Origin of the sequence: Longispora albida DSM 44784, assembly GCF_000379825.1 — a bacterium.
GTDB lineage: Bacteria > Actinomycetota > Actinomycetes > Mycobacteriales > Micromonosporaceae > Longispora > Longispora albida.
This window is the reverse complement of record NZ_KB903834.1, coordinates 521257-547432: the sequence shown is the minus strand read 5'-3', so window position 1 is coordinate 547432 and position 26176 is coordinate 521257. Positions and strand designations below refer to the sequence as shown.

Annotated in this window: 27 protein-coding genes and 1 riboswitch; of the genes, 15 read left to right on the top strand and 12 right to left on the bottom strand. The window is 69.0% G+C overall.

Features of this window, described 5'->3' with window-relative positions; genetic code table 11:
• The first annotated feature begins 10 nt into the window (after positions 1 to 10).
• The gene (locus A3G1_RS0123100) at positions 11 to 883 is read left to right on the top strand and encodes an ABC transporter permease (RefSeq protein WP_018351871.1); all 873 of its coding nucleotides are present in this window, start codon (positions 11 to 13) and stop codon (positions 881 to 883) included.
• A 72-nt stretch (positions 884 to 955) separates the two neighbouring features.
• Here A3G1_RS0123100 and A3G1_RS0123095 read toward each other — a convergent pair whose 3' ends face one another.
• Positions 956 to 2044: a S1 family peptidase gene (locus A3G1_RS0123095; RefSeq protein ID WP_018351870.1), complete on the bottom strand. Its 1089-nt coding sequence runs from the start codon at positions 2042 to 2044 to the stop codon at positions 956 to 958.
• Complete coding sequence (locus tag A3G1_RS0123090) at positions 2041 to 2700, bottom strand: hypothetical protein (protein WP_018351869.1); 660 nt, start codon at positions 2698 to 2700, stop codon at positions 2041 to 2043. The genes A3G1_RS0123095 and A3G1_RS0123090 overlap by 4 nt, the downstream gene beginning before the upstream one ends.
• Before the next feature lie 89 nt (positions 2701 to 2789).
• Here A3G1_RS0123090 and A3G1_RS0123085 point away from each other — a divergent pair, with 89 nt between their 5' ends.
• Both A3G1_RS0123085 and A3G1_RS0123080 read left to right on the top strand, forming a co-directional pair.
• Positions 2790 to 4196: an alpha/beta hydrolase family protein gene (locus tag A3G1_RS0123085; protein WP_157641295.1), complete on the top strand. Its 1407-nt coding sequence runs from the start codon at positions 2790 to 2792 to the stop codon at positions 4194 to 4196.
• Between the two features lie 59 nt (positions 4197 to 4255).
• Positions 4256 to 4792 (top strand): PadR family transcriptional regulator, encoded by a 537-nt coding sequence (locus A3G1_RS0123080; protein ID WP_018351867.1) that lies wholly within the window; start codon positions 4256 to 4258, stop codon positions 4790 to 4792.
• 58 nt (positions 4793 to 4850) lie between these two features.
• On the opposite strand, the gene A3G1_RS0123075 is transcribed toward A3G1_RS0123080, so the two are convergent.
• The 4 genes from A3G1_RS0123075 to A3G1_RS36340 form a co-directional block, all read right to left on the bottom strand.
• On the bottom strand, positions 4851 to 5168 hold the full coding sequence (locus A3G1_RS0123075) for a hypothetical protein (protein ID WP_157641294.1): 318 nt from the start codon (positions 5166 to 5168) through the stop codon (positions 4851 to 4853).
• A gap of 86 nt (positions 5169 to 5254) precedes the next feature.
• On the bottom strand, positions 5255 to 6106 hold the full coding sequence (locus A3G1_RS36345; protein WP_018351865.1) for a helix-turn-helix domain-containing protein: 852 nt from the start codon (positions 6104 to 6106) through the stop codon (positions 5255 to 5257).
• A 131-nt stretch (positions 6107 to 6237) separates the two neighbouring features.
• Positions 6238 to 6438, bottom strand: coding sequence for a DUF397 domain-containing protein (locus tag A3G1_RS0123065; RefSeq protein ID WP_018351864.1), 201 nt, complete (start codon positions 6436 to 6438; stop codon positions 6238 to 6240).
• Entirely contained in the window at positions 6438 to 7310 is an 873-nt protein-coding gene (locus A3G1_RS36340) for a helix-turn-helix domain-containing protein (RefSeq protein ID WP_083937042.1), read from the bottom strand. Before A3G1_RS36340 ends, A3G1_RS0123065 begins: the two co-directional genes overlap by 1 nt.
• Positions 7311 to 7425: 115 nt before the next feature.
• Positions 7426 to 7545: riboswitch (SAM riboswitch) on the top strand.
• A 14-nt stretch (positions 7546 to 7559) separates the two neighbouring features.
• Between A3G1_RS36340 and thrC the strand changes: the two genes are divergently transcribed.
• The 4 genes from thrC (at position 7560) to paaN (ending at position 12807) form a co-directional block, all read left to right on the top strand.
• Positions 7560 to 8816 carry a threonine synthase gene (gene thrC, locus A3G1_RS0123055; RefSeq protein ID WP_018351862.1) on the top strand — a complete coding sequence of 419 codons (1257 nt, stop codon included), beginning with the start codon at positions 7560 to 7562 and terminating at the stop codon, positions 8814 to 8816.
• Positions 8817 to 9204: 388 nt separating this feature from the next.
• Positions 9205 to 10221: a GNAT family N-acetyltransferase gene (locus A3G1_RS0123050; RefSeq protein ID WP_018351861.1), complete on the top strand. Its 1017-nt coding sequence runs from the start codon at positions 9205 to 9207 to the stop codon at positions 10219 to 10221.
• Positions 10222 to 10286: 65 nt separating this feature from the next.
• Positions 10287 to 10967, top strand: coding sequence for an SH3 domain-containing protein (locus tag A3G1_RS36335; RefSeq protein ID WP_342664506.1), 681 nt, complete (start codon positions 10287 to 10289; stop codon positions 10965 to 10967).
• A gap of 172 nt (positions 10968 to 11139) precedes the next feature.
• Positions 11140 to 12807: a phenylacetic acid degradation protein PaaN gene (gene paaN, locus A3G1_RS0123040; RefSeq protein WP_018351859.1), complete on the top strand. Its 1668-nt coding sequence runs from the start codon at positions 11140 to 11142 to the stop codon at positions 12805 to 12807.
• A 42-nt stretch (positions 12808 to 12849) separates the two neighbouring features.
• Here paaN and A3G1_RS0123035 read toward each other — a convergent pair whose 3' ends face one another.
• Together A3G1_RS0123035 and A3G1_RS36330 are read right to left on the bottom strand one after the other, a co-directional pair.
• Positions 12850 to 13326 (bottom strand): GNAT family N-acetyltransferase, encoded by a 477-nt coding sequence (locus A3G1_RS0123035; RefSeq protein WP_018351858.1) that lies wholly within the window; start codon positions 13324 to 13326, stop codon positions 12850 to 12852.
• A 23-nt stretch (positions 13327 to 13349) separates the two neighbouring features.
• A complete protein-coding gene (locus A3G1_RS36330; protein ID WP_018351857.1) occupies positions 13350 to 14207 on the bottom strand; it encodes a phosphotransferase family protein in 858 nt (285 codons plus the stop codon).
• A 177-nt stretch (positions 14208 to 14384) separates the two neighbouring features.
• Between A3G1_RS36330 and A3G1_RS0123025 the strand changes: the two genes are divergently transcribed.
• From A3G1_RS0123025 to A3G1_RS0122995, 7 genes are all read left to right on the top strand, one after another.
• Positions 14385 to 14588, top strand: coding sequence for a cold-shock protein (locus A3G1_RS0123025; protein ID WP_018351856.1), 204 nt, complete (start codon positions 14385 to 14387; stop codon positions 14586 to 14588).
• A 120-nt stretch (positions 14589 to 14708) separates the two neighbouring features.
• On the top strand, positions 14709 to 15575 hold the full coding sequence (locus A3G1_RS0123020) for a hypothetical protein (RefSeq protein WP_018351855.1): 867 nt from the start codon (positions 14709 to 14711) through the stop codon (positions 15573 to 15575).
• A 188-nt stretch (positions 15576 to 15763) separates the two neighbouring features.
• Positions 15764 to 17386, top strand: coding sequence for a chaperonin GroEL (groL, locus tag A3G1_RS0123015; protein WP_018351854.1), 1623 nt, complete (start codon positions 15764 to 15766; stop codon positions 17384 to 17386).
• Positions 17387 to 17488: 102 nt separating this feature from the next.
• The gene (locus tag A3G1_RS38890) at positions 17489 to 18037 is read left to right on the top strand and encodes an EF-hand domain-containing protein (RefSeq protein WP_018351853.1); all 549 of its coding nucleotides are present in this window, start codon (positions 17489 to 17491) and stop codon (positions 18035 to 18037) included.
• Between the two features lie 36 nt (positions 18038 to 18073).
• The gene (locus A3G1_RS0123005) at positions 18074 to 18742 is read left to right on the top strand and encodes a copper homeostasis protein CutC (RefSeq protein ID WP_018351852.1); all 669 of its coding nucleotides are present in this window, start codon (positions 18074 to 18076) and stop codon (positions 18740 to 18742) included.
• Positions 18743 to 18937: 195 nt separating this feature from the next.
• Positions 18938 to 19804: a hypothetical protein gene (locus A3G1_RS0123000; protein ID WP_018351851.1), complete on the top strand. Its 867-nt coding sequence runs from the start codon at positions 18938 to 18940 to the stop codon at positions 19802 to 19804.
• 25 nt (positions 19805 to 19829) lie between these two features.
• Positions 19830 to 20573, top strand: a complete 744-nt coding sequence (locus A3G1_RS0122995) for a hypothetical protein (protein WP_018351850.1) — start codon at positions 19830 to 19832, stop codon at positions 20571 to 20573.
• On the opposite strand, the gene A3G1_RS0122990 is transcribed toward A3G1_RS0122995, so the two are convergent.
• Genes A3G1_RS0122990 through A3G1_RS0122975 form a run of 4 tightly spaced genes read right to left on the bottom strand, consistent with a single transcriptional unit; the run spans position 20570 to position 24715 of the window.
• Positions 20570 to 21454: a glutamate cyclase domain-containing protein gene (locus tag A3G1_RS0122990; RefSeq protein ID WP_018351849.1), complete on the bottom strand. Its 885-nt coding sequence runs from the start codon at positions 21452 to 21454 to the stop codon at positions 20570 to 20572. The two genes, A3G1_RS0122995 and A3G1_RS0122990, sit on opposite strands and share 4 nt — an antisense overlap.
• A 15-nt stretch (positions 21455 to 21469) precedes the next feature.
• Positions 21470 to 22762, bottom strand: coding sequence for a UDP-N-acetylmuramoyl-L-alanine--D-glutamate ligase (murD, locus tag A3G1_RS0122985; protein WP_018351848.1), 1293 nt, complete (start codon positions 22760 to 22762; stop codon positions 21470 to 21472).
• Positions 22749 to 24056 (bottom strand): MurL-like N-terminal domain-containing, encoded by a 1308-nt coding sequence (locus A3G1_RS0122980; protein ID WP_018351847.1) that lies wholly within the window; start codon positions 24054 to 24056, stop codon positions 22749 to 22751. Before A3G1_RS0122980 ends, murD begins: the two co-directional genes overlap by 14 nt.
• Before the next feature lie 8 nt (positions 24057 to 24064).
• A complete protein-coding gene (locus A3G1_RS0122975; protein WP_018351846.1) occupies positions 24065 to 24715 on the bottom strand; it encodes a hypothetical protein in 651 nt (216 codons plus the stop codon).
• Between the two features lie 31 nt (positions 24716 to 24746).
• Between A3G1_RS0122975 and A3G1_RS0122970 the strand changes: the two genes are divergently transcribed.
• On the top strand, positions 24747 to 26162 hold the full coding sequence (locus A3G1_RS0122970) for a sugar porter family MFS transporter (protein WP_157641292.1): 1416 nt from the start codon (positions 24747 to 24749) through the stop codon (positions 26160 to 26162).
• Positions 26163 to 26176 lie beyond the last annotated feature (14 nt).

Sequence of the window (26176 nt, the reverse complement as noted above, 5' to 3'; positions counted from 1 at the left end):
ACAGATCCCTGTGATCGAGGCGCACAGCGACGGCCGGGCCGACGGCTGGCTGGCCCGCCGCACCCTGCGGTACCGGGTCGAGTTCCGCCGTCAGCTCACCCGGCGGCGTACCCAGGTCGCGCTCGGCTTCCTGACCCTGCTCCCGCTGCTGCTCGCCATCGCCTTCAAGGTCAACCCGAACGGCAACGGCAGCTCCAGCCGGCAGAGCGCGTTCGGCAGCCTGGTCGACCTGGCCACCGGCAGCGCGCTCAACTTCGCGATCTTCGCGCTGTTCGTGTCGTCGACGTTCCTGCTGATCGTGGTGGTGGCGTTGTTCTGCGGGGACACCATCGCCAGCGAGGCGAGCTGGGGCAGCCTGCGGTACCTGCTGGCCGTGCCGGTGCCGCGTTCCCGGCTGCTGGCCATGAAGCTGGCCGTCGCGCTGACCTACTCGGCCATCGCGCTCGTGCTGCTCGCGGTGAGCGCCGTGCTGGTCGGGCTGGCCTTCTTCGGCTGGCACGACCTCGGTACGCCGCTCGGCGGGCAGCTCACGGCAGGCGAGGGCGCCGGGCGGTTCCTCGGGGTCGTCGGCTACCTGGGCGTGTCACTGCTGCCGATCGCCGGGCTGGCCTTCCTGCTGTCCGTGTCCACCGACGCGCCACTGGGCGCGGTCGGCGGGGCCGTGCTGGTGCAGATCGTCGCCAACATCCTGGACGCCGTGACGGCCCTGGGGGACCTGCGCAACGTGCTGCCCGGGCACTACGACGTGGCCTGGCTGGGGCTGCTGGCCAGTCCCGTGCAGTCCGAGGACATGCTGCGGGGCGGGATATCCAGCCTGCTGTACTTCACGTGCTTCGTGACGCTGGCCTGGTGGCGGTTCCTGCGCAAGGACGTGGTGAGCTGAGGACCGCTTCGCCAGGTACAGGAAGAGGGCGACGACGGCGCAGCTGATCGCGGCGACCAGGGCCACCCCGATTCACACGTCCCGGCTGGCCTCCTCGGGGGCCGCGGCCGGGGCGTCGGCGGTGAGCTTGCGGAACTCCGCGGCCTGCAGGTGCCCAGGCGATGCGGCCAGTACCGCGTCGAAGAACGGGCTGGCCTCGGCGCCCTGACCTGCGAAGTACCTGTCCAGGCCAGCCTTGAAGTTCCGGTCGATCGGGCCGGGCCCGTGCGGGGCCTTCGCCCTGTCGAGCAGGGCGAGGATCACCGAGGACGCGGAGATGAAGTTGAAGGCCTGGGTCTCGTCGGCCGGGCCGTGGCTGATCAGGCCGATCACCCTGCCGTCGAGCCCGATCACCGGCCCGCCGCTCATGCCCTTGCTGGCCGCGGCGCTGACCTCGTAGTAGGGCACGCTGTCCTTGGTACGCCGGTTGCTGATCTTGCCGTCCTTGACGCTCGGCTCCACCGTCGGATCGGAGATCTTCTCCGCCGCCGCCGGATAGCCGATCGCCAGCAGCGGGCTGCCGACCCGCAGATCACTGGCGGGCGAGATGTCCAGCGCCGGCAGCCGCCCCCGCTCGACCTTCAGCAGAGCCACGTCACCCTTGCTGAACGGCGTCACGTCCACCACCGTCGCAGGCAGCGTCTCCTTCGTGACGTCGCCGTTCACGCTGATGCCCCGGTGCACGAGGATCCGCCGCTCGATCGGCGAGTCCTGCGCCTGCCCCTCCACGACCGCGTGCTCGGCCAGACCAGAAAGAGCTTCTTTCTCCGTACCCGCGCGGCCCATCGCCACTAGGTCCCTGGCCAGCCCGTCGAGGATCATGCCGGTGCCGCCCTCGGGGCCGGAGTCGGCACAGTGCGCGGCCGTCACGATGTACCCGTCGGCGTGCACCCCGAAGCCCGTGCAGCTCCCCGAGGCCACGTACCCCTTCGCGCCGCCGAACACCTCACCGGTCCGCTTGTCCCGCACCCAGGCGTGAAAGGCCACCTCGATGGTGACGATCGCCGGCCGGGCCGCCGCCGCTGCCTGCTCCTCGGCGCTGGCCTTCGGCTCGGCGTGCGCCACGGCCGGCACCAGCACGAGCCCCGCGACCGCGAAGCCGGCGACCATCAGCCGCCTCATCCGAAGTACCCGTACGTCTTCGACCGCACGAACCGCTCCTTCTCCGGAGTCTTGGCGCTGATCTCCGCGCGCCCGTTCTCGTTGCAGGCGTAGGTGAACTCCGGGTCGGAGAACGCGCCAGTGTCCGTCCACTGCGAACTGTTGATCAGCGTGCCGTCCCGGTACCAGTCGACCGTGTACGCCCGCCGCGTCACCGACACATACGTGATCTTGTTGGCGGCGGCCTTCCACGTGAAGTCGTGGCTGCCCGACTGCACCACCTTGAGCGCAGACCCCTCGAACGTGCCCGTGAACGTGTACTTGTCCGTCGCCTCGGTCCCCGTCCCGTCCGGCCGCAACTGCTGCACCGACGTACCGGTACCGGTGAACGGGATCTCCGGCCGGTCGGAGTAGAACTTCATCGCCCCCGACCAGTCGGCTGTCACCCACGCGCCGATCAGGCAGTGCGGCAGCCCCTCGTCCCTCCGGGCGCTCTCCGGCCACTTGCCGGGGCTCGCCGTCGGCCGCGTACCCGGCACAGGTGGTGGCCCGCCGTCGCCACCACCCCAGGCCTCCGGCTTGCTCGCGACGGGGGTCACCGGGGTGGTCAGGAAGAGGGCGAGAGCGGCTACGGCACTGAGCACCGCCGCGATCGCGAAGGCTGCAACCTTTGCCATGAAAGGGATTGTGCCATCCGGGTCACTCTTTGGCCACGAGTCGGGATCCACAGTGGATCATCGACGAGCTTCACGGTTACCGTACCGCCATGATATTGAAGCGCATCACCGTAATGCTGGCCGTGGCCGGCGTGGTGCTCGCGGGCCTGGCGGCTCCGGCCGCAGCCGCCGAGCCGGTCGTGCACACGGGGCAGATCGACGGCGCGAAGTACCGCGTCGAGGTCCCGCCCAACTGGAACGGCGAGCTGCTGCTCTACAGCCGGGGCTACGTCACGCCCGGCGTGCCGGCCGATGCCGATACCGTCTTCCGCCCGTACGCCGACGACGCCGGCCTCAAGGCGCTCCTCCTGGGCCGTGGCTACGCCCTCGCGGCCTCCGGCTACTCCGGTACCGGCTTCGCCGTCGAGGAGGCCCTGCGTGACCAGCGCATGCTGCTCGACTGGTTCGACCGCAACGTCGGCAAGCCGCGCCGGACCTACGCGTGGGGCGCGTCGATGGGCGGCCTCGTGTCGAGCCTGCTCGCCGAGCGCAACCCGGGCCGGTTCAGCGGCGTGCTCTCACTGTGCGGGAATGTCGCGGGGCCGACCACGGAGTACAACCTCAGGCTCGACACGGCGTACGCCGTGAAAACTCTCCTGGCACCGGGCAGTGACCTCCAGATCGTCAACATCTCCGACGGCGCGGCGAACGAGGCGAAATTCTCCGCCGTCGTCGGCTCGGCGATGAACACGGCCCAATCACGGGCCAAACTCGCGCTCGCCAACGCGTTGTCCAATCAGGGCGGCTGGTTCGACCCGCACAGCCCGAAACCGGCATCCGTGGAAGAGGCGGTGTTCTGGCAGTCGATCAACAATCGGTTCGCCGTCGGCGGCAATCTCTGGGGCAAGGGCCGCGTGGACATCGAACAACGGGCCGGCGGGAATCCACTGTGGAATTACGGAGTGGATTATCGCAGGTCACTCGACCGTTCCACCGAAAAGGATCTCGTACTCCGTGCCTACGCCGAGGCAGGGATTGACCTCGATACCGACCTCGCGGCACTGAACGCCGGCGCGACCGTCAAGCCGGACCCGGCTGCCGTCCTCCGCCTCCAGGCCCTCGTCCCGTGGGCCACCCCCGGCGCGCCGGTCCTCACCATGCACACCACCGGCGACCAGGCCGTACCGGTCGGCAACCAGCGCTGGTACGGCGACCAGGCCGCCCGGTTCGGCGGCGACGTCAAACAGGTGTACATCGAACGCGGCTTCCACTGCTCGTTCAGCCCGGCCGAGCTGCTGACCGGCATCGAGCAGGTCCGGCACCGCGCGAAGACCGGCCGCTGGGCAGATCTCGGCCCCCGTAGCCTCAACCAGGCCGTCGACGCCTTCCCCGAAGCCGACCGGCGCGTGTGGAGCTTCGCGGCGGGACCGCCCGGAAGTCCCGGCGACTTTCTGCCCATGCCGGGTGCCTTTACCGTTTACCGTCCGGTTGCGCTCCCCAGATCATTTCCCTTTTAACGAATAGCTAACGGGCAATGTCCGCCGGAACGTCGTTCCCCGGCGGACAATGTCTCTCCATGAGACAGCCGCGTGATCTCAACGCCACTTCCGCAGCCGTACTAGGCCTGCTGCACCGCATAGACAGCGCCACAGCCGGCGAACTCGCCCGTGAGGCCGAAGAACAGATCAGCCCGTTCTGGGGAATCACCCGCAGCCAGATCTTCCGCGAACTCCCCGTTCTCGCCCAGCGGGGCCTGGTCGGCTCCGGCCGCAGGGGAGCGCGGGGGAGCGTGCCCTACAGCCTGACCCCGACCGGCCGGCAGGCGTTCGGCGAGTGGCTGACCGGCCCGCCGTTCCCCCAGCAGCCCCGCAACGAACTCCTGCTCCGGGTCGGCTTCGGCCGCTACATCAACGGGGAGGAGCTCACCTCGCTGCTGGACAAGCACCGCGCGGCCCACGCCGAACGCCTCGCCCAGTACGAGTCGGCCCTCGAGCAGATGCGGGCACAGGGCCTCGAACCGTACCGGATCGTCACCTGCGAGTACGGCGTCCGCTACGAGCGCATGGTCCTCGCCTGGATCGACGACCTGCCCAGCCTCCTCGTACCCGCCTGACTGCCTGTCCAGGTAACGGGCACCCCGCCCTCCAGCCCAGGCGACGGGGTGCCCGCGCTCAACCGGCGACCCGCCACAACTCCCAGTCGCCACTGATCGTGCAGTGCGCCTGGTACTCCGCGCCGGTCCACAGCGCCTCGCCGCCATGCGTCATCGGCACCCGGAACACCGGCTGCCCGCCGACGGTCAGCCGGGCATCCCGCCACACGCCGCCGCTCACGAGCCAGTCGAGGCCGTCGTGCCGGATCGCGTACACGTCACCGGGGACCATCCAGTACGCGTGCCCGTCGAGCCGGAGCCCGGCCAGCCCGTCCCGCACCCCGTCACTGACCGTGTCCAGTGTGCCCATCGCCATGGCTGCATCCACATCGGACATCCCGAGCCCCTTTCCGTACTGGAGGAGCCTTCACGGTATGCCGGGATGCGCTGAACTCGGCTGTTTTATGCCAGTACCTGGATAAATCAGTCCACGTCGGCCCGGTACTGAGCTGCGACCTCGCCCAGGAACGCCCGCACGTCATCCCCCTGCAGCGCCGCCCCCTGCAGCAACTCGAACCGCTCCAGGTAACTCCGGGTGTCCTCAGGCCGGAGACTCTTGAGATCCCCGTGACTGGTCTCCACCAGCACCCAGTCGCGATCGAAAATAGAGAACGCGTGCAGGATCTCGGTGGGGAGCCTGACGGCCATCGGCAGGACAGAGATCCTGATCTGGGGGAGCCGGGACATCGCGACCAGATGATCAGCCTGGTCGGCCATGTCCGGCGCGGAGACGATGCGATGTCGTAGCGCGGACTCCATGAGCACGAAGTTGAACACGCGATCGGGCTCGTGAAGGATCTTCTGGCGTTCCAGCCGGCCAGCGACGGCGGCCTCGGCATCAGGCCGGTCCCGGTACGCGGGCATAGCGAAGATCCCCCGGATGTACGCCGGGCTCTGCAGGAGCCCTGACACCAGAGCGACCGACAGATGGTGAAGCTCGTTCGCCGCGCCTTCCCAGGCGGCGACGCGGTGCTGGTGGCGGTCCAGCCCGAGCTGCTTGTACTGCCCGATCGTCGTGAACGTGACCTGGGCAGCCTGTGCCTGCTCGACGATCTGAGCCTTGGTTTCCTCTGAGGCGCCGAGCGCACTGAGCAGCCGGGCGGTCTCGCCGGCGGTCGGACGGATCAGCCCATTCTCGATCTTGGAGATCTTGGACTGGCTGATGCCGGTCCGGGCGGCGACCCGGCTGCCGCTCAGACCGGTTGATTCGCGGAGTTCGCGGAGGGCCGCACCGATCTGGTGGACGCGGGCAGCCGACGTAGGTGACGTGGCCATGCGTCGAAGATATCGGTGCGCAGGGTGACTGCACAGTCCGATCGGCGCCTATTCCGGTGACTGAATAGACTTCTGCCCAAAAAGGACTCTGGCCCGGTCGGAGACCGGGCCAGAGTCCTATACGCTTCGCCTCAGCGATCGAACACGCCGTGCTTCGCCTCGACGATGAAACCCCGCCAGTCAGCGATGCTGAACGACAAGGTCCCACCGGTCCTGTGGGTGGTGTCCCGTACCCCGATCAGCGTCCGGTCCGTGTTCGCCGAGACCTCGACACACCCACCAGCGTCGCTGCGGGTGGACTTGTGCCAGGCATCGAACGGTGAATCAAACATCATGTTCCCTTGGGCTGGAATCTTTCGACCGCGTCCTCGATCAGCGCGAGTGAGTCGGCCGCATTCAGTGCATGGGCACCGAATTCTTCGTGCATCTTCTCGTAGCGGGCCAGGTCCTCACGGTCGCTGAGGACGAGATCCACGGTGCTGGTCTCCACGTAGGCCACCCGCGGATCATCCGGGCTCGCGTACCGGAAAAGAGTGAAACCTGAAGTGATCTGCGTCCGTTCGTAGATCTCCGCGACGAACGGGATGATCCTGATGTCGATGTTGGACCGCTGCCCGATCTTCAGCAGGTGCCGGAACTGGTCGGCCAGCATGCCCGGCTCGCACGTCCTCCGGTGGAGTATTCCCTCGTCCATCAGGACCGAGTACTGCGTCTCCTCGTTGTCGAGGAGCTTCTGCCGCGTCAGGCGACCATTGATCGCTGTCTGGACGGCGCTCGCCTCCGTCAGGCCCGGCGTGTTCGAGAGCCGGGAACGGGCGTACTCCTCCGTCTGGAGCAGCCCCGGCACGAACAGCATCGTGATCTGACGGATCTCCGTCGCGCCGGCCTCGATCTCCGCGATCTGCCGGTAGCGCTCGAACATCGGCCCGACCATCGCCTTCCACCAGCCGCGCTGGTTGGCGTCGCGCGCCATGCTGATCAGCATCTCCCGTTCGGGGCCGATGCACTCCAGCGCGTCGAGGATGTCCATGACGACGGACAGGTCAGGGCGGAGCTTGCCGTTCTCGAGACGGCTCAGCTCGGACGCCTGCCAGCCGATCAGCACCGACACCTGGGCGATGGTCAGGTTCTTGTCACGGCGGAGCTTGCGCAGCTCGGCACCCAGCCTGCTGCGGCGGACCATCGGGCTGTGCCCAACCGCCATCTTCCGACCTCCTCGTCCCCGATCATCCTGTTCAACGATCGTGGTGGGGCTCACGTGTCGGGTGATGGAAAAAACCCATAGACTGTCGGCCACAAGTGCAAGGCCACAACTACATACCTCATCCAGAGGAGCCGAGGGAACGGCCCGTTGACGCTCCGGCAACCGCCACATTCGTGGGTTAGGTGCCAATTCCGGCCCGGACGATCAAATCGATCAGATCCGGGAAAGATGGGAAGGAACCCGCGCGTTATGACGCTGCTCGCTGTCGCCTCACCCGCCCGTGCCCTGGTCTGCCGGGCCTGTGCCGCTGAGTATCCGCTGATCGCCCAGCACGCCTGTTACCAGTGTTTCGGCCCGCTCGAGGTCGCCTACGACGCCGAGGCCCTGGCCCGCGTCACCCGCGAGCAGATCGAGGCCGGCCCGCAGAACATCTGGCGGTACGCCCCGCTGCTCCCCGCCGGCCAGGACCCGGCCACCCGCGTATCCCTCGACCCGGGCCTCACGCCGCTCGTCCGGGCTGACGCGCTGGCCAGGGCGATCGGCATGACGGGGACGCTGTGGGTGAAGGACGACTCAGCCAACCCCACCCACTCCTTCAAGGACCGGGTCGTGTCCGTGGCGCTCAGCGCTGCCAAGGGGCTCGGCTTCACGCGGTTCGCGTGCGCGTCGACCGGTAACCTCGCCAACTCCGTGGCCGCGCACGGTGCGCGGGCCGGGGTGCCCAGCATCGTCTTCATCCCGTACGACCTGGAGCAGGGCAAGGTCGTGACAACGGCCGTCTACGGCGGGCAGCTCGTCGCGGTCGAGGGTTCCTACGACGACGTGAACCGGCTCTGTGGCGAGCTGACCGAGACCGACGCCTTCGAGGACACGGCGTTCGTCAACGTGAACGTCCGGCCGTACTACGCCGAGGGTTCCAAGACGCTCGGCTACGAGGTCGCCGAGCAGCTCGGCTGGCGGCTGCCGGAGCAGGTCGTGATCCCGATGGCCAGTGGCGAGCTGCTGACCAAGGTGGACAAGGCCTTCGAGGAGCTGGTCGAGATCGGGCTGGTCGAGCACCGGCCATGGAAGGTGTTCGGCGCCCAGTCCGAGGGCTGCAAGCCGATCGCCACGGCCCTGCACGCCGGCGCCGAGGACATCACGCCGGTCAAGCCGACCGGGATCGCGAAGTCCCTCAACATCGGCGACCCGGCGGCCGGGGTCTACGCGCTGGAGTCGGTCCGGCGTACGGGTGGCTGGATGGACTCGGCCACCGACGACGAGATCCGTGAGGGTATCGAGCTGCTGGCCAGTACCACGGGCGTGTTCGCGGAGACGGCTGGTGGCGTGACCGTGGCCGTCCTCAAGAAGCTTGTCGCGAGTGGCAAGCTGGATCCGGCTGCTGAGACGGTCGTGTACAACACTGGTGAGGGTCTGAAGACTGTGGACGCCGTGGCCGGCCAGGTTGGACCGACGCACCAGGTGAAGCCGTCGCTGCGGGCCGCCAGGGAGGCCGGGCTGCTCTAGCCGTGGCCGGCCCGGGATCAGTCCCGCCTGTGACTTAGGTCACAGCAGTTACGGTGAGTAACCTAACATGAGCATTACGTGTGCAGGTCGTCCGGCGCGCCGGCCGGGAAGGGCCCGGCGTGCCGGCACGCAACGTTAACTTAACGATCGATCGGGATCAGTTGGCAGCTTGACGCCCGGGTGGTAGAGGCCAGAGGATTCTGAGCGCGGGAGGACGCCGCACATCACCGGATCTGTCCGGCGCTGTGGTGCCGCACCTGAGCGGTGTCACAGCGAACGCGAGCGTCCTCTCGACCAATTCCGGGCCCGGTCTGGCCCCATCGGGCACCATCGGCCCCCATCCCGTAAATCGGTCGCGGACAGCGCTGGTGCCGTTCACCCTGGCGCTATGGAAATCGTGCAGCTTGACCTCTCTGACGCGGCGGCTCTCGAGGCCCGGATGCGGCTCATCGCCGAGACCATGGCGTATGACGTGCCGGACTTCCCGGAGACGACACGCGAGGAATGCATCGACGGTCTGAGTCATCCATGGCCAGGCAGCAAGAGGGAGTACTGGATCGCCGTGGACGGCGGCGAGCTCGTGGGGCTCTTCGACCTGGGCATGCCGACCCTGGACAACGTGGAGAACTCCGATGTGGATCTGATGGTCCACCCGGACCACCGGCGCAAGGGCATCGGTACCGCGCTGTACGCCAAGGCCGTGGAGCGCGCCAAGGCCAACGGCCGCAAGCGGATCGTCGGGTACGCGGGTGAGGCCGCTCCGGACGACACCGCCTCGAAGCACGGCCCCGGTAACGCTTTCGCGCTGGTGATGGGTGCGAAGCGGGTGCACGACGAGGCGCGCCGCCGCTGGACGCCGGGTGTGGTGTCCGACGAGGACCTGGCGGCCCAGCTGGCCGAGGCGTGGACGCACGCCGAGGGGTACGAGCTGGTGACCTGGGGCAACCACGCGCCGGACGAGATCATCGACGGGGTCGCGTACCTCGACGGCCGGCTCCTCACCGACTCGCCGACCGGCGACCTGGTGCTGGAGAAGGAGAACTACGACCGCGAACGGATCCGGGCCGGCGAGGCCGCTGCCGACGCGCGGAAGCGTACGCACTACGGGGCCGGCCTGGTGCACACCGCCTCCGGCCAGCTCGCCGCGTACACCGCGATCGGCATGAGCCAGGGCATCGAGTGGCACGGCTGGCAGCACAACACGATCGCCGACCCCGACCACCGTGGTCACCGGCTCGGCACGGTCGTGAAGCTGGAGAACCTGGCGCGGGTGCGGGCCGTGCACCCGGACCTGCGGGCGGTGGACACGTGGAACGCGGCGTCCAACGGGTACATGATCGTGATCAATGAGCGGATGGGTTTCCGTTTCGTTGACACCTGGGTGAACTGGCAGCAGGAGTTCTAAATCAGCACTAATGTGCCGGTATGTGGCTAAGAGCGGTTACTGCGCTGATCCTGCTCACTCCGTTCATGGCTGCCCCAGCACACGCGTCCGAGGGGAGCCCCTTCCAGTCCAGGGTGTACGCCACCAGGGAGGGGCTCGTCGGCAAGACGACGGCCAACGGTCACGTCATCACCGAACGGGACCACTTCGTCGCCCTGCCGTCCCGGCGCGGACTGTCGAGCAAGGGCGGCGGCGAGTACACGGTGAAGGTTTGCACCGAGGACGGCGCCCGCTGCGAGTACGCCCCCGTGTGGGACGTCGGCCCGTGGAACACGCACGACGACTACTGGAACGAACTCCGCGAGTGGTGGTGCGACCTGCCCCGGGGCCTGCCGATGGCGCAGGCGGCCATCGAGGGCGGCTACAACCGGGGCAAGGACGAGTTCGGCCGGACGGTCAGCAACCCGGCCGGCATCGACCTCGCTGACGGTACCTTCTGGGACGGCCTCGGCCTGACGAGCAACGCGTGGATCATCGCCACCTTCCTCTGGACGAGCGGCTCCCCGGCCAGCGGCAAGGTGGCTGTCGAGTCCGGCCTGCTGAACGTCAGGTCCGGCCCCGGAACGGGATACCGGATCGTCGCCGTCGCGGCCAGCGCCGCCGTGCTGCCGCTCGACTGCCAGACCGGCGACTGGTACCGCCTCTCCGACGGGAACTACGTCCACAGCGGGTACGTGACCTCCGAAGGCACAGCCCCGGACTGCTGACCGGGGGACTGTGATCTACGTCGCAGCCTGCCCGCAAGTCCCGGCCGGGGCCTGCCTCCGCCCTGATGACCGGCCAGGTGATCGGCCGGACGCCGCTGATGGCCGCGTACCGGGTCCCGGGCTGTCATGACACGTTGATGATCGGATTGCGTGAACCTGTCACAGCGGGTGCATGATGGTGGGCATGACTTCGGACCTCTTCGCCCAGCACCGCGAGAAGCTCGACGCCGCGCTCACCGCGATCCGGGAGCGGGGCTACTGGTCGGCATACCCGGAATCGCCCAGCCCGCGGGTCTGGGGCGAGACGGCCGCCGCTGACGGCCGGGCCGCGTTCGACGCCTACCGCAACGGTGACTTCCCGCTCGACGGGACCGACCGCGTGGCCACCGAGACCAGCCCGTTCGGCATCGACATGGGGATCACCTACCCCCGGCTCGACGCGGACACCCTGATCTCCAACGCGCAGGCAGCGCTGCCCGCGTGGCGTGAGGCCGGCCCGCAGGCCCGCACCGGCGTGGTCCTGGAGATCCTCGACCGGCTCGCCAGGAACACCTTCGAGCTGGCGTACTCGGTGCAGTTCACCACCGGCCAGGCCTTCGTGATGGCGTTCCAGGCCGGCACCGCGCACGCCTTCGAGCGCGCGCTGGAGGCCGTCGCCTACTCCTACGCCGAGATGACCCGGCACCCGGAGACCGCCGCGTGGGAGAAGCCCGCCGGCAAGGGCGACCCGCTGCGGATGACGAAGACCTTCCACGTCGTGCCGCGCGGCCTCGCGCTCGTGATCGGCTGCAACACGTTCCCGACGTGGAACTCCTACCCTGGCCTGTTCGCCTCGCTCGTCACCGGCAACCCGGTGATCGTCAAGCCGCACCCGCGCGCGGTCGCCCCGCTGGCGATCACGGTCCGTGAGGCGCGGGCGGTGCTGGCCGAGGCCGGCTTCGACCCGAACCTGGTGCAGCTGGCCCCCGAGGCCTCCGGCGAGAAGCTGGCGAGCGTGCTGGCCACCCGGCCCGAGGTCAAGATCGTCGACTTCACCGGCTCGACGGAGTACGGCGACTGGCTGGAGGCCAACGCCCGCCAGGCCTCCGTGTACACGGAGAAGGCCGGCGTCAACACGATCATCATCGACTCGGCCGACGACTTCGCCGGCATGTGCCGCAACATCGCCTTCACGCTGTCCCTCTACTCGGGCCAGATGTGCACCACCTCGCAGAACATCTTCATCCCGCGGGGCGGCATCGAGACCGGCGACGGCCACAAGTCCTTCGACGAGGTCGCTTCGGGCATCGCCGGCTCCGTGGCGAAGCTGACCGGTGACCCGGCCCGCGCGGTCGAGCTGATCGGCGCGATCGTCAACGACGGCGTGACCAGCCGCCTCGACCTGGCCCGCAAGGTCGGCGAGGTCGTGCTCGACTCGGTCGCGCACGCCCACCCCGAGTTCCCCGACGCCGTCGTCCGGACCCCGCTGATCGTCAAGCTCGACGCGGCGGACGAGGACACCTACGGCACGGAGTGGTTCGGCCCGATCTCCTTCCTGGTCGCCACCGACAGCACCGCGCAGTCGGTCGAGCTCTTCGCGAAGACGGTCGACGCCAAGGGCGCGCTGACCGCCTCGGTCTACTCGAACGACGAGGAGGTCCTCCGCGTGGTCGAGGAGGCCGCGATCGAGGTCGGCACGCACCTGTCGATCAACCTGACCGGTGGCGTCTTCGTCAACCAGTCGGCCGCGTACTCCGACTTCCACGCCAGTGGCGCCAACCGCGCCGCGAACTCGGCCCTCACCGACGGTGCCTACGTGGCGAACCGCTTCCGGATCGTCCAGTCCCGCCGGCACGTCTAGGCAGACCTCTGAGAGCGGCGTGGCCGGCCCGCCGCGCCGCTCTCAGACCACCTTCGTCATTTCCCGCCGGATCGTCGTCCCCTTCGGCACGAAGTAGTCGAGCTTGCCGTTTTCGGCGAAACCAATTTTCTGGTACGCCCGCAGCGCCGCCGGGCTGGTGACCTCCAGCCGCAGTTCCGCGTGGGGCGACCAGTCACCCACGGCGGCCATGAGCCCGCCGAGCAGCCCCTTTCCCCGGTACCCGGGCCTGACGTAGACCCCGATGACGAACGTGTGGTCGCCCTGGTCCAGCCCGATCACCGACCCGACGAGCGCCTCCCCGTCGACCGCCACGAACTGCGCCTGGCTCGTCCCCGCCGCGCCGTTCGCCGTCTGCTCCGCCCAGAACTCGTTCGGCCGCGCGCACGCCTCGTCCAGCCTCGTACCGAAGGCCAGCGGCGCGTCGGCCAGCGCCTCGATCCGCAGTGCGCGTGCCTTCGCGGTGTCAGCGGCGGTGATCTGCCTGATCATGATTTCCATGCGTTCCTTCATACCCGGTCTCGTCAGATCCGGCTGAGCACCGAATCGAGGTACCGCTCGAACAGCGGCAGGTCCTCGACCAGCTCAGCCGCGTCCGCCACCGTCCGCAGGTCCCAGTACGGGTGGTAGTCGGGGGCGTGGCGGAGCACCGAGCCGGCGGTCTCCAGGCCGTACGCGGCGACCAGGTTCCAGCGCAGGTGCCCGTAGTCGACCCCGGCCGGGCCGCGTGCGGCTGTCGTCCAGTCGATGAGGCCGCTCAGCCTGCCGTCCAGCCAGAGCGTGTTCCCGGGGTGGAAGTCACGGTGGACGAAGACTTCCGGGGCCGCTGGCGGGCCACTGAGGACGGTCTCGAAGGCCAGCTCCCACAACTCCGGCCGGCTCGTGCCCTCCGGCGGCTCCGCGCCGCTCAGGTCCCCGTAGGGCTCGTACGGCCCGACTGCCGGTACCGCGAGGCCGTGCACGACCTGCGCGGCCTCGGTGAGCTGCCGGATCATGTCCGGAGTCATGGGCGGGTCGCCGGGCACCCGGTACGTGGCGCTCGACGCGATGTGGCCGGGTAGCCGGGTCATCAGCAGCGCGGGGTGGTCGCCGTGCTCGCCGGCCGCGTCACAGGCCACCACCTCCGGTACCGGCAGCCCGGTGGCGGCCAGCGCCGTGAGGGCCGCGAGTTCGTTCTCCGGGCTGTGGTGCGGGTCGGATTCCCGCCAGCCGGGGCGGCTCCACTGGCGCATGACGTATTCACGGCCGTCAGCGGCGGGAACCAGCCAGACGGCCTGCGCTGTCCCGCCGGTCAGCGCGACCGGGGTGCCCGGATCGGCGCCGAGGACCGCGCGGATCCATGCGAGCGTGCCGTGATCCGGTACCGGATAAGGGTTTGCCATAAAGATCAAATCTAGCCGTCATTGTCCACAGTCAACGACGCATTCACACTGTCCGATTTGTATTAGTGCGTTGGTTGATCTGCTTGTGTAGTGTGCGTTCATCGAGCACTGGGGATGGCTTGATCCTGGCGGCCGTGTTCCGCGGCGCCGGTGTGGTTGGACTGAAGGAAGTGCAGCGTGGCAGAGGGCACCGTCAAGTGGTTCAACAGCGAGAAGGGCTACGGCTTCATCGCCGTGGACGGCGGACAGGACGTGTTCGTGCACTTCTCGTCGATCCAGATGGATGGATACAAGTCGCTGGACGATGGCCAGCGGGTGGAGTTCGAGATTGGTCAGGGTCAGAAGGGTCCCCAGGCGGAGAACGTCCGGCTCACCGGCTGACTCTCGTCGCGGGGCGCCACCCCGGCGCCCCGCGCCCACCCATAGGGCAATTTCGACGTAACCGCCCGTAGTCCCCCAGATATGTGCAAGATCGGTGCTATATGCATCGAGGGGGCGACTATGGCGACTTACGGCTATCCGGGAGCAGCGGCAGGCCCGGCCGACGACCCGCTGGTTCCCAACCGGGCGATAGGCTTCAGCAGCTGGTACGAACGATGGGCCGGTGCCGTCCGGCGCAGCTGGAAAGCCCTCGTACTCCTCGCGGCCGTCACGATCGCCCTCCCGTCCCTGGTCCTGAGCCTGCTCTCCTCCGGAGCCGGCGACTGGGACACCCAGACCATGTACGGCGACGACTTCAGCGTCACCGAGTACTGGAAGAGCTACAACTGGGGCGTCATCCTCCTCGCCTTCGTCGTCGCGATCCTCTCCGGCTACCTTTCGGCCCTCGGCTCGGCCGCCGCGATCTGGACCATCACCCGGCAGGCGGCCGACCGCCCGGCCCCGCTGGGTGAGGCCCTCCGCTTCGGCGCCAGCCGCGCCCTGCCCCTGTGGCTCTGGATCATCGTGGCCGGCATCCTCACCTTCGTCGGCACGCTCTGCTGCGTCCTGCCCGGCATCTACCTGAGCCTGGTGTTCACCCTGGTCCCGGCCATCGTGGTCTACGAGCGGGTGTCGCCCATCCCGCGCGCGTTCAAGCTGTTCCACGCCGATCTCGGCCGGGCGCTCGGCCGGACGCTGGGCATCTTCTTCCTCGTCGTGGCGCTGGCCTGCTGCCTGAGCATGCCCGGCGGGCTGGTCGAGGGCTTCACCTCCGACGCGGGCACTGTCGTCCGCTGGCTGGGCGCGACCATCGCCGCGCTGTGGGCGGCACTGCTGTCCCTGTTCCTGTTCGCCGTGGCCGTCTGCGGAGCCCTTGTGACCTACGCCGAACTGAGGGCCGCGGAAACCCAGCTCAGCACGGAACAGCTCCTGGCCGAGGCCTCCTAGGCACGCACCCAGGCTTGCACTCGGCCTCCGAGAGTGCTAAACGTTGACCTGGCACTCAGGTAGTGTGAGTGCCAGGTCGGGAAGGTGAGGCCCTCCGTGGGGCCGTCCGTCGCGGGCATCGACTCGACCCGGACTTGCGTACATTCAGCCCTACCCGGGCAGAGCGCAGCAGCGGAGGACACGCCGATATGGCAAAGCAGATCGCGTTCGACGAAGAGGCGCGCCGTGGCCTTGAGCGGGGCATGAATGTCCTCGCCGACGCCGTCAAGGTGACGCTTGGCCCGAAGGGCCGCAATGTCGTGCTCGAGAAGAAGTGGGGCGCGCCCACCATCACCAACGATGGTGTGAGCATCGCCAAGGAGATCGAGCTTGAGGACCCGTACGAGAAGATCGGTGCGGAGCTCGTCAAGGAGGTCGCCAAGAAGACCGACGACGTAGCCGGTGACGGCACGACGACCGCGACCGTCCTGGCCCAGGCCCTGGTCCGCGAGGGTCTGCGCAACGTGGCCGCCGGCGCCAACCCGATCGCCCTGAAGCGTGGCATCGAGGCAGCCGTTGCCGCCGTCTCCGAGACCCTGACCTCCTTCTCGAAGGACGTCGAGACCAAGGAGCAGATCGCCAACACCGCCTCCATCTCCGCCGGTGACGTCACCGTCGGCGAGATCATCGCCGAGGCGATGGACAAGGTCGGCAAGGAAGGCGTCATCACCGTCGAGGAGAGCAACACCTTCGGCCTTGAGCTCGAGCTCACCGAGGGCATGCGCTTCGACAAGGGCTACATCTCGCCGTACTTCGTCACCGACGCCGAGCGGATGGAGGCCGTCCTCGACGACCCGTACATCCTCGTCGTCAACCAGAAGATCTCGGCCGTCAAGGACATGCTGCCGATCCTCGAGAAGGTCATGCAGTCCGGCAAGCCGCTGCTGATCATCGCCGAGGACATCGAGGGCGAGGCCCTGGCCACCCTGGTCGTCAACAAGATCCGTGGCACCTTCAAGTCCGTCGCCGTCAAGGCCCCGGGCTTCGGTGACCGCCGCAAGGCCATGCTGGGCGACATCGCCATCCTCACCGGTGGCCAGGTCATCAGCGAGGAGGTCGGCCTCAAGCTCGACGGTGTCGGCCTGGAGCTGATCGGCCGCGCCCGCAAGGTGGTCGTCACCAAGGACGAGACCACGATCGTGGACGGCGTCGGCGACGCCGACGAGATCCAGGGCCGGGTCAACCAGATCCGCGCCGAGATCGAGAAGTCCGACTCGGACTACGACCGGGAGAAGCTCCAGGAGCGTCTCGCCAAGCTGGCCGGCGGCGTGGCCGTCATCAAGGTCGGCGCGGCCACCGAGGTCGAGCTCAAGGAGCGCAAGCACCGCATCGAGGACGCCGTCCGTAACGCGAAGGCCGCCGTCGAGGAGGGCATCGTCGCCGGTGGTGGCGTGGCTCTCGTCCAGGCTGGCGCGACGGCGTTCGACAAGCTGGACCTCGTCGGCGACGAGGCCACCGGCGTGAACATCGTCAAGGTGTCGCTGGAGGCCCCGCTGCGCCAGATCGCCGTGAACGCCGGCCTTGAGGGTGGCGTCGTGGTGGAGAAGGTGCGCAGCCTGCCCGTCGGCCACGGCCTCAACGCCGCGACCGGTGAGTACGTGGACATGCTGGCGGCCGGTATCCCGGACCCGACCAAGGTGACCCGTTCGGCCCTGCAGAACGCCGCGTCGATCGCCGCGCTGTTCCTCACGACCGAGGCTGTCGTCGCCGACAAGCCGGAGAAGGCCGCGGCTCCGGCCGGCGGTGCTCCGGGCGGGGACATGGACTTCTAAGTCCCCCCAGCAACACCAGTAGCAGCAGAGAAAGGCGGGCCGGTTCATCCGGCCCGCCTTTCTTCGCGCCCGTTATGGCTGGATCGGCGTAGGTTTACAGGTATGGTCACCGAGTTCCAGCGGGAGAAGTACACCCGGCGGTTCCGGCTGCTGGACCGGGATGGCGACGGGGCGATCACCGAGGCCGACTACGAGAGCCAGGCCCGGCGGATGGTGGCGGCCAGCGGCTCGGCCGCCGACCCGCCGAAGGTGGAGGCGATCTACGCCGCGTACCGGGGGCTGTGGGCCGTGCTGTGCCGGGCGGCGAACAAGGACACCGACGCCGAGGTGAGCCAGGAGGAGTTCCTGGCGATCTGCGTGGCGAGCGCCGACGATCCGGAGGGCGGGTTCGCCTGGCTGATCGGGCCGGGTGTGGCGGCGGTGATGACCAGTTTCGACTCCGATGGGGACGGCAGGCTGTCCGGTGTGGAGTTCCGCGCGTGGCAGCAGGCGAACGGCATCGACGAGGTGCACGCGATGGCCACGCTCCGGCTGGTCGACCGGGACGGCGACGGGCACGTCAGCGCGGAGGAGCTGAGCCGGGCAGCGCTGGAGTTCTATACTTCGGCGGACCCGGAGGCGCCAGGAAACGGGATTTTCGGGGTCACCTGACCGCTCCTCGCCCGTTTATTGGTAAGAATATTAACTATGACGCGCACCCTCCTCGAGATCATCGCCCTGGACGCCCTGGACGCGGAAGCGGCGGAAGCCGGCGGCGCTGACCGGCTCGAGGTGGTGTCCGACATGTCCGCCGACGGCCTCACCCCCGACGTGGCGACCATCGAGCGCATCCGGGCCGTGACCAGCCTGCCGCTGCGGGTGATGCTCCGCTCCCGGCCCGGTTTCGAGACCGACGCCGCCGACCTGGCCAGCCTGGCCGGGCAGGCCGCGCGGCTGGCCGGCGCCGGGGCTGACGGGTTCGTCTTCGGCTTCCTGACGGGGGACGGGCGGGTCGATGTCGCGGCCACGGCGCGGCTGGCCGGGGCGCTGGACGGGCTGCCGTGGACCTTCCACCGGGCGATCGACCACGCCGCAGACACCGACGCCGCGTGGGGCGAGCTGCTCGGGCTGCCCGGGCTCGACATGGTCCTGACGTCCGGATCGCCGGCCGGGCTGTCGGCGGGGCTGTCCGATGTGCTGAGCCGGCCAGCCGAGCTGGTCCTGGCCGGGGGAGGGCTAGTGCCCGAGTACGTGCCGCGTCTCAAGGCCGCAGGTGTGCGCGCGTTCCATGTCGGCAGCGCGGCGCGCGAGCCGGGCGGCTGGCAGGCCCCGGTCAGCGCCGATCGTGTGGCGGCCTGGCGCGAGATCGTCGGCTGAGCCCTCGGGCCGTCAGTCCGAAAATCCAAAGATCAACATCGTTACTTTGTACCCGTGCCGGTGCACCCGGTCCCCGCAGCTGTGCCCGGATCCATCGACCGGCGTGCGTCACCCGGGGTGGCGGTACCCTCCGGCGCGCCTCACAATGGACTCCACAGTAGAGGCTCACGTATCGAGGCTCATGAGGGGTTGTTCTTGGCGCGGAAGAAGAACGGCAGTCCAGTGGCGGGCACGACCCGGGCGGCGAAACTGTCGTCCCTCGTCGACCCGGTGGCGCTGGTCGGCATCGTCATCTCGATCGCCCTCTCGATCATCCTGGAGGTCAGCAAGGTCGCGAACACGGCGGAGGCGATCCTGGTCGGCCTGGCCGGCATGACCATCTCCCTCACCCTGGACTCGGTGGCCCGCGCCGAGCGCCGGTTCGAGCTGCGCGGCCTGATCGAGGCGGCGCCCTGGCTGCGGCCCACCTTCGTCAGCCTGTCGAAGGAGACGAAGGAAGTACTGGAGATCTACCCGGACGGCCCGGTCGCCCAGGAGGTCCTGCACCGGTACGAGCGGCTGCGCAACGAAATCGGTGAGCTGCACCAGGGCCGGATCTACCGGCCGCGCGGCGACGACGAGTACCTGATGGTGCCGATGCAGCAGTGCGAGCGCGAGCTGATCGCGGTCACCAACATCCAGTCCACCACGGTCGTCCCGGCCATCATGGACTGGTGGCACACCGGCATCGGCCCGCAGTACTGGGCGGAGAACGTGCGGGCCATGCAGGAACGGAGCGTGCGGATCTCCCGGGTGTTCATCTACGCCGAGATGACCCCCGAGCTGGAAGAAGTCATCGCGACCCAGCGGGCACACGGCGCGAGAGTCGGCGCGGTACCCCGCTCGGCGCTGGACCCCTACTGCCATGTGAACTTCGCGCTCTGGGATGATCGCAGGGCATGGGAAGCCCAGATGAACGCGCACGGCGAGATCATCCGGACGGTGTTCACGCTCAACCGGCTGGACATCGCCCGGCTCCGGTCGATCTTCCGGACCTGCGAACAGGCCGCCCAGTTCAGGTGACCGGTGCTGACCGGGAGCGGCGCCGATGAGCCTGCTCGGCGCGCTGCTGATCGCCGTCGTGGTGTGGACGATCGGGCTGATCCGTTCCGTGCGGTGGCAGGCCTTCGTCTACAGCCTCCCGATCCCGATCACGCTGGTCCTGGCCACGACCTCGATCACGGTGACCAGCGCGCAGCTCTTCGGCGTGATCACGCTCAACGTGTTCTTCGGTGTCGTCACGCTCGCCCACCACTACCTCGGCTGGAACATCCTGCTCGCCGACGCGCTGGCGATCGGCGCGTACGTCGGGCTGAGCTGGTCGTTCGGCTTGCTGCCCGAGCTGGGCTTCTGGTGGGTGCTGGCCGGGGTGACCGCGCTGTGGGTACTGGCCCAGCTGCTGCTCGCGACCACGGCCGCCGACCCGGAACGTGAGCGCCCCGGCCGCGAGCAGCTGCACTGGGCGGCGAAGTTCGGGCTGGTCCTCGCCGGTTCGCTGCTGATGAGCCTGCTCGGCGGGCTGCTCAACGGCTTCGTGGTGACCTTCCCGTACTCCGGGGTGCTCGCCGCGATCGAGGTACGCCGGGACATCAGGGAGTTCGCCCGGCACTTCGCCCGCAACAGCGTCTGCCTGCTCGGCTTCTTCGCGGCCTTCTACGCCGTGCAGGACACCAGCCGGCTGGCGGCCTTCGCGGCGGGCTGGGCCGGATTCGGCCTGTGCGCCGGGCTGCTGCACGCGGGCGAGCGGGTCCTGACCGCCCGGACGCCGTCACCCGGTGCGGACAGGCCCTAGTTCTGTACCCGGCCGACGACCTCGGCCAGCTCGGCAAGCGGGGCGGCGTAGTCATCCCAGTCGAGGCCGTCCACGCTGAGGGCTGGGGCACGGCGTACGCCGTCGACGGCCCCGCCGTGCTCCACGATGTGCGTGAGGACGCGGAGGGACCAGTCCGGGTCGAGGAGGCTGGTGAGGGCCGGGGCTGGACGCAGCAGGGCCAGGGCTGCGGTGAGCGCGCTGGCCGCCCAGTTGGACGTACCGCCGACGATCAGCTCCGAGCAGGTCACAGCACAGTGGATCCGGTCGCCGCCGTCCACGACGGCCGCCACGACCTCGGGGGCGAGCTTGCCCATGCCCAGCTCGTTGCCGCCGTCGCCGATGCCGATCCGGTGCCACTCGCCGGCCGAGTACACCCGGTCGAGGGCTGCGGTGTGGGCGGAGATGTCGACGCCGCGCATGTTTCTCGGGATGCCGTCGGCTGCCGGGCCGACCCGTTCGATCGCGAGCATGCAGGTGACCGTCTCGTACTCGGCCAGCAGCCGCGCCACCCACTCGTCGTCCACCGGCACGGGCGCGACATCCAGCGGCACGTCCAGCCCCGCTGCCTCGATCGCGGCCCGCACGACCGGCGCGCACGGCTCGTCGGTCAGCAGCCGTACCGGGACGTCCAGCATGGACAGTGCCGCGGCGAGCTGGACGGCGCCGATCGGCCCGTCGGTCTCCCCGCCCGGCGGGTCGGCCGCCGGGATGTAGAACCCGGTCAGGATCACGACCTGCGGGGCGGCGGCGAGGGTCGCGGCCGCCCGGTACAGCGAGCCGGCGGTGTGGGCGGCTAGGGCCTCGGAGCCCCGGCCGACCTCACGGGCGGCGATCCGTTCCAGCTCGGCGAACGCTTCCATGCCCAGCACCTCTCGTTACGCCGGTGGAGCGGAGTCCTCGATCGCCTCACGGAACACAGCCGATCGATGTTCGTAATTGGAAAACTTACCGTAGCTGGGGGCGGCCGGTGACATCAGGACGATGCCGCCGTCGGGGGTGAGCACGCGCGCCTGGCGTACAGCGTCGGCGAGATCTTCGGCGAGCAGAGCCTTGACGCCCGGCAGGCCCGCCAGCTCACCCAGGATCCGGGGACCGCTGTCCGGCAGCCCGATCACCGTGGCCGGCTCGGCGCGGCCGGCGAAGTATGCGCGGAGCGGGGAGTAGTCGACGCCACGGTCGGCCCCGCCCACCAGCAGCGTCAGCGGCCGGCCGGGGAAGGCCTCGATCGCGGCGATGGCCGCCTGCGGCGTGGTCGCCAGCGAATCGTCCACAAAGGTCAGAGCGCTCGGGTCGGGGACCTCGGTCAGCCGGTGCGGCAGCGGCTCGATCGCTGACACGGCCTCGGCGAGCCGCGCCCAGTCGTACGCCACGCCGAAGGCCTCGATGGCAGTCAGCGCCGTGCACAGGTTCCGGGCGTTGTGCTCGCCGAGCAGCCGGAACGCCGAGCGCGGGAAGAGGAACTCCGTGCCACGGAAGAACCCCTCGCCGGTGACGTGGAAGGTGCCCGGCTGGTTGGCCAGGATCGGGCCCTCGCCAGCCAGGGTCGTCAGGCGGTGGTCGAGGCCGTCGATCACGGCAGCGGCCGGGCCGTGCCAGAGGATGTTCAGCTTGTCCTGGAAGTACTGCTCCTCGGAGCCGTGCCAGTCCAGGTGGTCGGGGAAGAGCGCGGTGACGACGGCGACCCGGGGTGAGACGGTCAGCTCGGAGCACATGTAGCTCGACAGCTCGACCACGTACAGGTCGCTGTCCGGCAGGTCGAGCATCGGGATGCCGATGTTGCCGCCGAGCGTGTTCGGGTGGCCCGCCGCGGTGAGCAGCCGGTGGATCAGGTTCGACGTGGTGCTCTTGCCCTTGGAGCCCGTGATGCCGATCGTCCGGCCAGAGTTGGCCGCCATCCACAGTGCCGTGCCGCTCGTGAAGGTCACGCCCTGGGCCTTCAACGCCACCACAACCGGGCGGTGCGGGCTGATCCCCGGCGACTTGATCACGATCTCGGCCTCGGCGAGGCGCGCCGGATCCGTGTACACCGGGATGCCTTCCCAGGTGTCGGTGGTCGCGTTGTCGTCCACGGCGAACAGCGCCGACGGGCAGGCTTTCAGCGCGGCCAGGCCCTCCCGGCCGGTACCCCAGATGGCGACCCGGCGGCCGTCGAGGTCAGGCAAGCGCATCGAGAAGCCTCCGGTACTGCGGCGGGACGAAGTGGTCGGCGGACGGGACGAACTCGTCCTCGCCGGACGGCCAGAACGGGACGGCGTCAGCGAGCGCCTTCACCACCGGCGCGTCCTGCCACTCGGCGGACTTGCGCAGCAGGTCGAGCGCGACGGCCGACTCCTCGACCTCGCCAACGCACTCGAAGGGCTTGTGACCGTCGATGCCGAGCAGCTCCAGGTAACCAGGGATCTGCTGCGCGTCGGAAAGCAGGTCGGCACCGAAGATCCCGACGATCCGCTCCCTCGGCATGAACGGCGCCATCGCCAGGAACACGAACCTGCACTTGGGACAGTCCCCGCACCAGCGCGACGTGGCACCCGACAGCCGGAACGCCTTGTTGCAGCTGGTCACGACGTGGTCGTACGTGTCGAAGGTCGCGAACATCCTCGCGATGTGCAACTCGGAGAACGGCCGCAGGAACGAGAAGTACCCGTCGGTGATGCCCGCGTGGGCCTCCAGCGCCGTGCGCAGCCCGCGCTCCGCGTCGACTCCCTTCGACCACTGGTGGTTGACCTCGCGGCCGTGCCAGACCAGGTTCGGGGCGGAGGCCGAGCGCTCGTTCGACATGACCATCGGGCCGTGCCCGCCGAGGACGGAGGCCGCGACGCCGATCAGCGAGTTGATCGCGGTGACCGGGATGTGGCCGTTCAGCGCGCCCTGCTCGTTCAGCTTCAGGATGCTCTGGTCGATCCGCCGCCGGACGGTCAGCGTGTCCAGGCCGGAGGTGGCGAGCACGTCGGTGATGATCCAGTTGGGGCTGACGGCGAACCCGACCGGGTTCAGCCCGCCCCGCCGGAAGGCCTCCAGGCTGACCAGCGAGTCCTTGCCGCCGCCGACCGCGACCAGCGGGCGCTCGCCGATGGTGACGGGCGCGGCGTGCTGGGCCGAGGCGTCGAAGACGAAGTCCAGGTCGAAGACGTGCGGCAGATCATTGTTGTACGCGAACTCCGCGAGCCCGTTCGTGTACAGCTCCCGCACGTACGCGGCGACCTCCGCCGGCACCGGGGTCTCGCTGACCACCCGGCGCGGCGCGGCGAGCTTGTAGTAACTCGTACCGGCGGCGAGGTGCAGCAGGTCGATCACACGCCGGAACGTCTCCGACGGAGTGAACGGCCCGAACTCGATCCGCTCGGTGAAGGAAACGGTGCCGGAGTCGCCGACGAGCTCGTAGCCGAGCCGGACCTCGCCGGTCTCCGGGTCGGCCTGCCAGCCCGCGTACCGGAAAGTGTGGATGTCGTGACCCCAGCGCACGCGAATACTTACCTTCCGATCAGTGCGGCGAGCCTGCGGCTGATCGGATGCCCGATGGCGTCGGTGCGCACACCCTCGTGGCCGATCGCCCAGGCAGCCACCGGGGCGGTGGTCGCCGTTTCCTGACCGATGATAGCGATCGGCAGCCCGGCCGCCTCGAACAGCCCGAACAGCGGCTCGGGGTGACAGACCGGACAATCATCGGCTTTGATCAATAGTTCACCGCTGCTGACCAGGGTCACGACCGCTGGCTGCTGCGGAAAGCGAAGCTGTGAGGTGGTACGCCGCAGCGCGCACTCCAGTGGATGCCCCTGTGGCCGGGGCTGCCTGGGCGTACCGGGCTCGATGGTCAGCGGGCCCGCGATGGCCAGCCAGGCCGTCCGGTACGTGACCAGCTCGACGAGCGCCGTGCCGGCCTGGGAGCAGTAGTCATCGAACAGCGGGCCGATCTCGGGCACCGGCTCGCCGAGCACCCGGCCGACGGCGGCGAGCTGGGCCTCCGCGCGGCCTGCGATCTGGCCGCCGATGACCGGTACCAGTGCGCGTAGCCCCAGCCCGCCCTCCGTCAGGCAGGTGTCGGCGCGCAGGACCGGGGCCTCCCGGCTGACGATGCCGAGCTCGGAGTGCGCCAGGGTCGGCGGCGGGGTGATTCGGCCCATGCGATGCAGCCTAGCCGGGTACCGTCCGGGTATGGCTGAACCGGAAAAGGCTGGACAAAGCATGACGAGTCATCCGGAGCGTAGCGGGGCGGTCGTCTTCGTGGCCGGCGCGGCGGCACTGGGCGGCTTCCTGTTCGGCTACGACACGGCCGTCATCAACGGTGCGGTGGACGCCATCGAGACCGAGTTCAACCTGTCGTCGACCGTCCTCGGCTTCGTCGTCTCGTCTGCGCTGCTCGGCTGCGCGGCCGGCGCCTGGTACGCGGGCCCGCTGGCCGACCGCTGGGGACGGCTGCGGGTGATGGTCGTCGCGGCCTCGCTGTTCGCGATCAGCGCCGTCGGGTCGGCGCTGGCCGTCGGCCCGGTCAGCCTCACCTTCTGGCGGCTCGTCGGCGGCTTCGCGATCGGGGCCGCCTCCGTGATCGCGCCCGCCTACATCGCGGAGATCGCCCCCGCCGACATCCGGGGCAGGCTCGGCTCACTGCAACAACTCGCGATCGTGTGCGGGATCTTCGCCTCGCTGCTCGTCGACTACGTCATCGCCGACGTCTCGGGCGGCGCGAGCGGTGAGGCACCGTGGGGCGGGACGGCATGGCGGTGGATGTTCGCCTCGGCGCTGCTCCCGGCACTCGTGTACGGCGTCCTGGCCCTCCAGATTCCCGAGTCGCCCCGGTACCTGGTGAAGATCAAAGATCTGGACGGGGCGCGCCGGGTCCTCAAGCGCTTCGTCGGCGGCGACGTCGAGGTACGCCTCTCGGAGATCGTGAAGTCCCTGGCCGGCGGCGACCAGGTGGTGAACCTGAAGTCGCTGCGCGGCCCGGTGCTCGGCCTGCTGCCGATCGTCTGGGTCGGCATCCTGCTGTCGGCCTTCCAGCAGTTCGTCGGGATCAACGTGATCTTCTACTACTCGACGACGCTCTGGCAGGCCGTCGGTTTCACCGAGTCCGACGCGATGCTCACCTCCGTCATCACGTCGATCGTCAACATCGTCACCACCCTGGTCGCGATCGCGCTGATCGACCGGATCGGCCGCAAACCGCTGCTCCTGATCGGCGCGGCCGGCATGGTGCTCTCGCTCGGCACGATGGCCTGGGCGTTCAGCACGGCGACCGGCTCCGGCAAGGACCTCGTCCTCGGCCCGCTGGCCGGCAACGCCGCACTGGTCGCGGCCAACGTCTACGTCTTCGCCTTCGGCATGAGCTGGGGCCCGGTGGTCTGGGTACTGCTCGGCGAGATGTTCAACAACAAGATCCGCGCGACAGCGCTGGCGGTCGCGGCGGCGGCCCAGTGGGTGGCCAACTGGCTGATCACGGTCACCTTCCCGCCGCTGTCGAACGTGAGCCTCGTCCTCGCCTACGGGCTGTACACAGTGTTCGCCCTGCTCGCCCTGGTCTTCGTGTTCCGCGCGGTCACCGAGACCCGTGGCCGCGAACTCGAGGACATGTGACGTACGGGGCTGAG

Bases quoted from the DNA above. Each gene is read 5' to 3' on its own strand.
- A3G1_RS36345 (WP_018351865.1), bottom strand. From the start codon at position 6,106: ATGGCCACGTCACCTACGTCGGCTGCCCGCGTCCACCAGATCGGTGCG.
- A3G1_RS36340 (WP_083937042.1), bottom strand. From the start codon at position 7,310: ATGGCGGTTGGGCACAGCCCGATGGTCCGCCGCAGCAGGCTGGGTGCC.
- A3G1_RS0122995 (WP_018351850.1), top strand. From the start codon at position 19,830: ATGAGCCTGCTCGGCGCGCTGCTGATCGCCGTCGTGGTGTGGACGATC.
- A3G1_RS36330 (WP_018351857.1), bottom strand. From the start codon at position 14,207: ATGGCAAACCCTTATCCGGTACCGGATCACGGCACGCTCGCATGGATC.
- A3G1_RS0123005 (WP_018351852.1), top strand. From the start codon at position 18,074: ATGACGCGCACCCTCCTCGAGATCATCGCCCTGGACGCCCTGGACGCG.
- A3G1_RS0122990 (WP_018351849.1), bottom strand. From the start codon at position 21,454: ATGGAAGCGTTCGCCGAGCTGGAACGGATCGCCGCCCGTGAGGTCGGC.
- A3G1_RS0123090 (WP_018351869.1), bottom strand. From the start codon at position 2,700: ATGGCAAAGGTTGCAGCCTTCGCGATCGCGGCGGTGCTCAGTGCCGTA.
- A3G1_RS38890 (WP_018351853.1), top strand. From the start codon at position 17,489: ATGGTCACCGAGTTCCAGCGGGAGAAGTACACCCGGCGGTTCCGGCTG.
- murD (WP_018351848.1), bottom strand. From the start codon at position 22,762: ATGCGCTTGCCTGACCTCGACGGCCGCCGGGTCGCCATCTGGGGTACC.
- A3G1_RS0123050 (WP_018351861.1), top strand. From the start codon at position 9,205: ATGGAAATCGTGCAGCTTGACCTCTCTGACGCGGCGGCTCTCGAGGCC.
- A3G1_RS0123035 (WP_018351858.1), bottom strand. From the start codon at position 13,326: ATGGAAATCATGATCAGGCAGATCACCGCCGCTGACACCGCGAAGGCA.
- A3G1_RS0122975 (WP_018351846.1), bottom strand. From the start codon at position 24,715: ATGGGCCGAATCACCCCGCCGCCGACCCTGGCGCACTCCGAGCTCGGC.
- A3G1_RS0123020 (WP_018351855.1), top strand. From the start codon at position 14,709: ATGGCGACTTACGGCTATCCGGGAGCAGCGGCAGGCCCGGCCGACGAC.
- A3G1_RS0123085 (WP_157641295.1), top strand. From the start codon at position 2,790: ATGATATTGAAGCGCATCACCGTAATGCTGGCCGTGGCCGGCGTGGTG.
- A3G1_RS0123095 (WP_018351870.1), bottom strand. From the start codon at position 2,044: ATGAGGCGGCTGATGGTCGCCGGCTTCGCGGTCGCGGGGCTCGTGCTG.
- A3G1_RS0123075 (WP_157641294.1), bottom strand. From the start codon at position 5,168: ATGTCCGATGTGGATGCAGCCATGGCGATGGGCACACTGGACACGGTC.
- thrC (WP_018351862.1), top strand. From the start codon at position 7,560: ATGACGCTGCTCGCTGTCGCCTCACCCGCCCGTGCCCTGGTCTGCCGG.
- A3G1_RS0123065 (WP_018351864.1), bottom strand. From the start codon at position 6,438: ATGTTTGATTCACCGTTCGATGCCTGGCACAAGTCCACCCGCAGCGAC.
- A3G1_RS0122970 (WP_157641292.1), top strand. From the start codon at position 24,747: ATGGCTGAACCGGAAAAGGCTGGACAAAGCATGACGAGTCATCCGGAG.
- groL (WP_018351854.1), top strand. From the start codon at position 15,764: ATGGCAAAGCAGATCGCGTTCGACGAAGAGGCGCGCCGTGGCCTTGAG.
- A3G1_RS36335 (WP_342664506.1), top strand. From the start codon at position 10,287: ATGGCTGCCCCAGCACACGCGTCCGAGGGGAGCCCCTTCCAGTCCAGG.
- paaN (WP_018351859.1), top strand. From the start codon at position 11,140: ATGATGGTGGGCATGACTTCGGACCTCTTCGCCCAGCACCGCGAGAAG.
- A3G1_RS0123080 (WP_018351867.1), top strand. From the start codon at position 4,256: ATGAGACAGCCGCGTGATCTCAACGCCACTTCCGCAGCCGTACTAGGC.